Annotated in this window: 7 protein-coding genes and 1 pseudogene; 6 read left to right on the top strand and 2 right to left on the bottom strand. The window is 39.6% G+C overall.

What is annotated here, in order from left to right; genetic code table 11:
* Nucleotides 1-211: transposase (locus tag A3I3_RS0109000; RefSeq protein WP_018371404.1), on the top strand; the 211-nt coding region annotated here is incomplete at its 5' end.
* Between the two features lie 78 nt (nucleotides 212-289).
* Here A3I3_RS0109000 and A3I3_RS0108995 read toward each other — a convergent pair.
* Nucleotides 290-664 carry a DUF3021 family protein gene (locus tag A3I3_RS0108995; RefSeq protein WP_018372370.1) on the bottom strand — a complete coding sequence of 125 codons (375 nt, stop codon included), beginning with the start codon at nucleotides 662-664 and terminating at the stop codon, nucleotides 290-292.
* Nucleotides 665-791: 127 nt separating this feature from the next.
* On the opposite strand from A3I3_RS0108995, the gene A3I3_RS0108990 reads away from it, so the two are divergent.
* The 5 genes and pseudogenes from A3I3_RS0108990 to A3I3_RS11195 all read left to right on the top strand — a co-directional run bounded on the left by A3I3_RS0108990 (nucleotide 792) and on the right by A3I3_RS11195 (nucleotide 5,571).
* On the top strand, nucleotides 792-1,124 hold the full coding sequence (locus A3I3_RS0108990) for a putative DNA-binding protein (protein WP_018372369.1): 333 nt from the start codon (nucleotides 792-794) through the stop codon (nucleotides 1,122-1,124).
* Between the two features lie 18 nt (nucleotides 1,125-1,142).
* The gene (ffh, locus tag A3I3_RS0108985; protein WP_018372368.1) at nucleotides 1,143-2,705 is read left to right on the top strand and encodes a signal recognition particle protein; all 1,563 of its coding nucleotides are present in this window, start codon (nucleotides 1,143-1,145) and stop codon (nucleotides 2,703-2,705) included.
* Nucleotides 2,706-2,759: 54 nt separating this feature from the next.
* Nucleotides 2,760-4,046 carry a PTS transporter subunit EIIC gene (locus A3I3_RS0108980; RefSeq protein WP_026129783.1) on the top strand — a complete coding sequence of 429 codons (1,287 nt, stop codon included), beginning with the start codon at nucleotides 2,760-2,762 and terminating at the stop codon, nucleotides 4,044-4,046.
* Nucleotides 4,033-4,851, top strand: a pseudogene (locus A3I3_RS11200) (alpha/beta hydrolase); the annotation flags it as partial. The gene A3I3_RS0108980 and the pseudogene A3I3_RS11200, both read left to right, overlap by 14 nt.
* A gap of 15 nt (nucleotides 4,852-4,866) precedes the next feature.
* Nucleotides 4,867-5,571: a Type 1 glutamine amidotransferase-like domain-containing protein gene (locus tag A3I3_RS11195; protein WP_338092276.1), complete on the top strand. Its 705-nt coding sequence runs from the start codon at nucleotides 4,867-4,869 to the stop codon at nucleotides 5,569-5,571.
* Here the strand turns inward: A3I3_RS11195 and A3I3_RS0108970 are convergent.
* Nucleotides 5,531-5,787, bottom strand: a 257-nt coding sequence (locus A3I3_RS0108970) for an ISL3 family transposase (RefSeq protein ID WP_018371590.1), incomplete at its 5' end; no start/stop codon positions are given. The two genes, A3I3_RS11195 and A3I3_RS0108970, sit on opposite strands and share 41 nt — an antisense overlap.

Here is a 5,787-nt window from a genome sequence, read left to right as displayed (position 1 = left end):
TAAAGAATGTCAGGCGCTTTTATCTCCCCAAGGTAGACAGATTTTCGCTCAACGCAAGATTGATGTGGAACCTGTCTTTGGGCAGATAAAGGCTTGTTTGGGTTACAAGAGATGTAATCTGAGAGGGAAGCGTCAAGTGAGAATTGACATGGGATTGGTACTTATGGCCAATAACCTCCTAAAATACAATAAGAGAACGACTCAAAATTAAAAAGCTAGAGTTCCGCAATTGGGAAGCTCTAGCTTTTTTTGTGGCTGAGAATTATTTTGTCCCAGGCTCTTTTAAATATTACTTGCTTTTCACTAATTTTGTAAATATCAGATAAAAGAGTGTCCAAAAGAAAGCGCCCCAGCATAGGAAAATAGCAAAAACAGTAAAGAAATCTTTTGGATTTTGTAGTGGATACCAGCCAGAAATAAGCAGAAGTGGAAAAACTGTAACTAACATGAGTGAGAAATGAATGAGAGATTGTTTCTTGAGTGACCACTTTTCGTTGTCGTAGATGACAGAACTAGCAGCTAAAATAGTAGCAATCAAACCATTTATAAAAATACTTTTGACAATAAAAAAATCTTGATTTAAACAATAAAATACAATGGCAATGAGTGTTATGATGATAAACGGAATTGCTCCACGAATTGTCGCTTTGGATAATAGTTTCATAAGAAAGTCTCCCCTCCTATATTAGCTTTAGTATTATTGTATTTCAAAAGATTTTCCTTGTCAATAATTTGTTGTATTTTCGCTTAAAGAGTACTAAAATCCTTATTTTTTTGTTATAATATTTATTATGGAAATTGAAAAAACCAATCGAATGAATGCACTGTTTGAGTTTTATGCAGCGCTTTTGACAGATAAGCAAATGAACTATATTGAGCTTTATTATGCGGACGACTACAGTCTGGCAGAGATTGCCGAGGAGTTCAATGTCAGTCGGCAGGCAGTTTATGATAATATTAAACGAACAGAGAAAATTCTTGAGGACTATGAAAAGAAATTGCATATGTACTCAGATTATATTGTTCGTGGACAGATATTTGAGCAACTTGCAGAAAAGTATGCAGAGGATTCTTATTTGCAGGAGCAATTGGCAATTTTGACCAGTATTGACAATAAAGAATAAGATAGATAGGATGTAAAAATGGCTTTTGAAAGTTTAACCGAACGTTTACAGAACGTTTTTAAAAATCTACGTAAAAAAGGAAAAATCTCTGAGAGTGATGTCCAAGAGGCAACCAAAGAAATCCGTCTCGCTTTGCTGGAGGCGGACGTTGCCCTGCCAGTTGTCAAAGATTTCATCAAGAAAGTACGCGAGCGCGCTGTCGGCCACGAGGTCATTGACACGCTCAATCCCGCCCAACAAATTATCAAGATTGTTGACGAAGAACTGACCGCCATTCTGGGGTCAGACACGGCAGAAATCATCAAGGCGCCGAAAATTCCGACTATTATTATGATGGTGGGGCTCCAAGGGGCTGGTAAGACGACCTTTGCAGGGAAACTTGCCAACAAGCTGAAAAAGGAAGAAAATGCGCGTCCGATGATGATTGCGGCGGATATTTACCGTCCAGCGGCCATTGACCAATTAAAAACACTTGGTCAGCAAATCGACGTACCTGTCTTTGAGTTAGGAACGGGTGTACCCGCGACCAAGATTGTCGAGCAGGGGCTTGCGCAAGCACGGGAAAACCACAATGACTATGTCTTGATTGATACGGCGGGTCGTCTGCAAATTGATGAAAAGCTGATGACCGAGCTACGCGATGTTAAAGCTCTGGCTCAACCAAATGAAATTCTCTTGGTTGTTGACGCCATGATTGGTCAAGAGGCAGCTAATGTCGCTCGCGAATTTAACGAGCAGCTGGAAGTCACTGGGGTTATCCTGACCAAGATCGACGGTGATACGCGTGGTGGTGCGGCACTTTCTGTCCGTCATATCACTGGCAAACCGATTAAATTCACTGGTACAGGTGAAAAAATCACTGATATTGAGACTTTCCATCCGGACCGTATGTCTAGTCGAATTCTCGGCATGGGGGACATGCTGACGCTGATTGAGAAAGCCTCGCAAGAATACGATGAGCAAAAATCGCTTGAAATGGCTGAAAAGATGAGGGAAAACACCTTTGATTTCAACGATTTCATCGATCAGCTTGACCAAGTCCAAAACATGGGCCCTATGGAAGATTTGCTTAAGATGCTTCCAGGTATGGCAAACAACCCAGCCATGAAGAATTTCAAGGTGGATGAGAAAGATATTGCTAGAAAACGCGCCATTGTCTCCTCTATGACGCCTGCTGAGCGGGAAAATCCTGAGTTGCTCAACCCAAGTCGGCGCCGTCGGATTGCCGCAGGGTCAGGAAATAGCTTTGTCGATGTCAACAAATTTATCAAAGACTTTAACCAAGCCAAGCAAATGATGCAGGGTGTCCTATCTGGTGATATGAACAAGATGATGAAGCAGATGGGATTGAATCCAAATAATATGCCTAAGAATATGAATGGTATGGATATGTCTGCCTTGGAAGGGATGATGGGACAAGGCGGAATACCTGATATGTCAGCTTTAGGAGGAGCGGGCATGCCAGACATGAGCTCTATGTTCGGCGGTGGTATCAAAGGAAAAATCGGCGAATTTGCTACCAAACAAGCCATGAAACGCATGGCCAATAAAATGAAAAAAGCCAAGAAAAAGAGAAAGTAAGAGGAAAGCAAGTTGCATTGTAGGTGTAGCTTGTTTTTTTAAAAAGAGGTTGTCATGCAAACATTTATCATTCAATCACTGTTTTGGTTTAAGCGCAGGCGTTTTGTTGGAATCGTAAACCGAACTTTTCGTTCACTCTTTCCTTTTATCTTGTTAGCATCCATAATACGTGTAATCAATTTTTCGCTATTTACTGAATATAGTTACGTATCACAAATATTTTCTATTTCATCTTGGTTGTCTGTTCCACTTGCGGGACGGATAATGGGTAATTTTGTAGGACTGATTGAGGGAATAACGGGTCTTTTGACGACCTACTTTGCTGCCAAATATACAGCCGAGTTCTATGTTAAAGATAGTGAGATGGCAGGTATAACGGGTCTTATTTTTAGCTTAATTCTTGACTCACGAGAAATTTTTAGCGGTATTTTAAACGATGGAGATTTGACACATGTCAATCTTCCTACAACGATTAATCTGGTTTTAGCTGTTTTTATTGGCTATTTTATAGGTTTGATTTTTAAATGGACATCTGTCAAGGATATCACAGCCCAGGATTATCCTTCAAAACGTATAAGACCAGTTACAATTTCATTATTCCTTGCCGTATTTATCAACGCCCTGCTCTACTTAGCATCTATTGCAAATATTAATTCCACAATTAGTAGTTTTTTGACTAATCTCACAACAGCTGGGGGTCATACTTTATCAAGCCTTTCTAGTGCCTTTTTCCTTTCCCTTTTTACTTGGACTGGAATGACATCATCGTTTAGCATGCTTAGCCCAGTAGATGATACCTACTTTAGTAGCAATCTTAGCTATGCACTTCAAAATCACACCACATCAGGAATCCCTTATCCTTATACAACGACTACTTTGTACCAAGGTTTTGGCGCGTTTGGTGGAGTGGGTTCTATCCTTGCTCTTTTGTTTGCTATCCTTTGGGTATCAAAAAATCAACGCGATATAAGAATTAGTCTGTTCAGCCTTTTTCCCACTTTATTTAACAGTAGTGGTGCTTTTTTACTAGGAGTTCCAGTCATGTTTAATGTGGTTTATTTCCTACCTTTTGTGACCTTGCCTTTGGTCAATATGGTGATAGCTCGGATCATTTTAGCATTTCATCTAATGCCGGCTCTAGTTTATCCAGTTCCGTCTGGGACACCGAGCCCGCTTATTGCCTTTGTCGGAACAGGTGGAAGTCTTCGGGCGCTGGCTTTGGGTTGTCTTATTTTTGCTCTTAATGTGCTTATTTACATTCCTTTTGTAAAGCTTGACAATCGTCTAAGAGAAAAAATGGAAAGAAGTGAAGAAAGTGAGGTTGGACATGAGAAAAGCTAGATGGACAATGCTTGCAGCGATAGTATTTGTAGTCTTATTAGCCATTCCTTCTTATAGTTGGACCAAGAAAAATATTCAAGCTGTTGAAAAATTTCACAATTCCAAGGTATCACCTGTGATTATGGTTCCGGGAAGTTCGGCAACAGAAAGTCGATTTGATGGCTTGGTCACTAAACTCAATCAAAATAGACGTGGGACGAAGCATAGTCTTTTAAAAGTCAAAGTCTGGAATAGTGGCAAAATTACCTATGAAGGTAGTATTGGTGCAAAAGACAATGAGCCCGTCATTGTCGTTGGTTTTGAAAATAATCAGGACGGCTACAGTAATATCAAAAAGCAGGCTGCAATGCTTGACCAAGCCTTCGCGGTTCTTCAAGAGCGTTACAGTTTTAACAATTTTAAAGGACTGGGGCATTCCAATGGGGGACTGATTTATACAGCCTTTTTGGAAAATTATTTTTCCAACTATGAAGATGTCACTATAAAACGCCTGATGACCATTGGGACACCTTATAATTTTAAGGAAACGAATATTAATAACAAGACAGAAATGTTAGCAGATTTTATCAAAAATCGAGGAAATATCCCGACGAATTTAATCATGTATTCAGTGGCAGGAACGATCACTTATGATTCGGACGAATTGGTGCCCGACGCCAGTGTTTCAGCAGGAAAGTATATCTACCAAGGACAAGTTGCCCATTATACTGAAGTAACTGTCACAGGTGAAGATGCGCAACATTCGGATTTGCCAACTAACGATGAAGTGGTAGCGCTTATCAAGCAACAACTTTTGGATCAAGAAGAACAAGGCAAGAAAATGGGAAAAAGTAAGAGAATGAAGCGTTTATTTTTATGTTCCTATTTTGCTAATGTTGCGGGGGTGTTTGAGCAGTTCGCAGTAGATCAGAACCTAGAAAAAGAAGTGCTCTTTGTCCCAACAGCAGCAAATCTGGCTGATGAGAAAAATTATGTTGATGAAGCAGAGGCAGTTTTTCAGCAGATGGGTTATTCTGTAGAAATTCTTGATATTGCAAAAACCAATCAGTATCTGGCTGAGGAAAAAATTCGACAAGTACAACTACTTTATGTCTCGAGTGGGAATACATTTTATCTTTTACAGGAATTGAATAAAAAGAATTTGTGCCCTTTAATAAGAGATAGGATCAAAGCAGGAATGGTCTATATTGGTGAGTCAGCGGGTGCAATTATCGCTGGTGAAAATATAGACTATAATCAGCTTTTGACAAGTGATAATTGTATGGCTAGCTCCAAAAATGGCTATGCATTGGAAGTTATTTCCTACTATATCTTATCTCAATATGAAGAGTCCTCTTTTTCAGAACATGAACAAAAAATTCTTGAGCATTATGGCAAAGCCTTAAACGCTTTGCCCTTAACTAATGACCAAGCAGCCATATTTATAGACAATGAGATGCCTCTTTTAAAGAGGCTCTTTGTCAACTGTAGTGGGTTGATGTCAGCTAAGATCTGGAGAGAACCGAATTGGTTCTCTCCTTTTTGATATTTAAAGCGATGAGAATTCTAGTTTTAAAGTTGTCAAAGTTCCGAAAGCCGAAAGCGTTGCGCTTGATAACCTTGATAAGGTTGTTAGTGGCCTCTAGCTTAGCATTTGAGTAGGGAAGTTCCAAAGCATTGATAATCTTGTCCCTCTCTTTCAAAAAAGTCTTAAAAACAGTCTGAAAGATAGGGTTTACAGAAGAAATTGTATCTTCGATGA

Origin of the sequence: Streptococcus massiliensis DSM 18628, from assembly GCF_000380065.1 — a bacterium.
GTDB lineage: Bacteria > Bacillota > Bacilli > Lactobacillales > Streptococcaceae > Streptococcus > Streptococcus massiliensis.
This window is presented reverse-complemented; position numbering and strand designations above follow the sequence as displayed.

Excerpts from the sequence above, each read along its gene's own strand:
- A3I3_RS11195 (WP_338092276.1), top strand. The coding sequence starts at position 4,867 with ATGGGAAAAAGTAAGAGAATGAAGCGTTTATTTTTATGTTCCTATTTT.
- A3I3_RS0108990 (WP_018372369.1), top strand. The coding sequence starts at position 792 with ATGGAAATTGAAAAAACCAATCGAATGAATGCACTGTTTGAGTTTTAT.
- ffh (WP_018372368.1), top strand. The coding sequence starts at position 1,143 with ATGGCTTTTGAAAGTTTAACCGAACGTTTACAGAACGTTTTTAAAAAT.
- A3I3_RS0108980 (WP_026129783.1), top strand. The coding sequence starts at position 2,760 with ATGCAAACATTTATCATTCAATCACTGTTTTGGTTTAAGCGCAGGCGT.
- A3I3_RS0108995 (WP_018372370.1), bottom strand. The coding sequence starts at position 664 with ATGAAACTATTATCCAAAGCGACAATTCGTGGAGCAATTCCGTTTATC.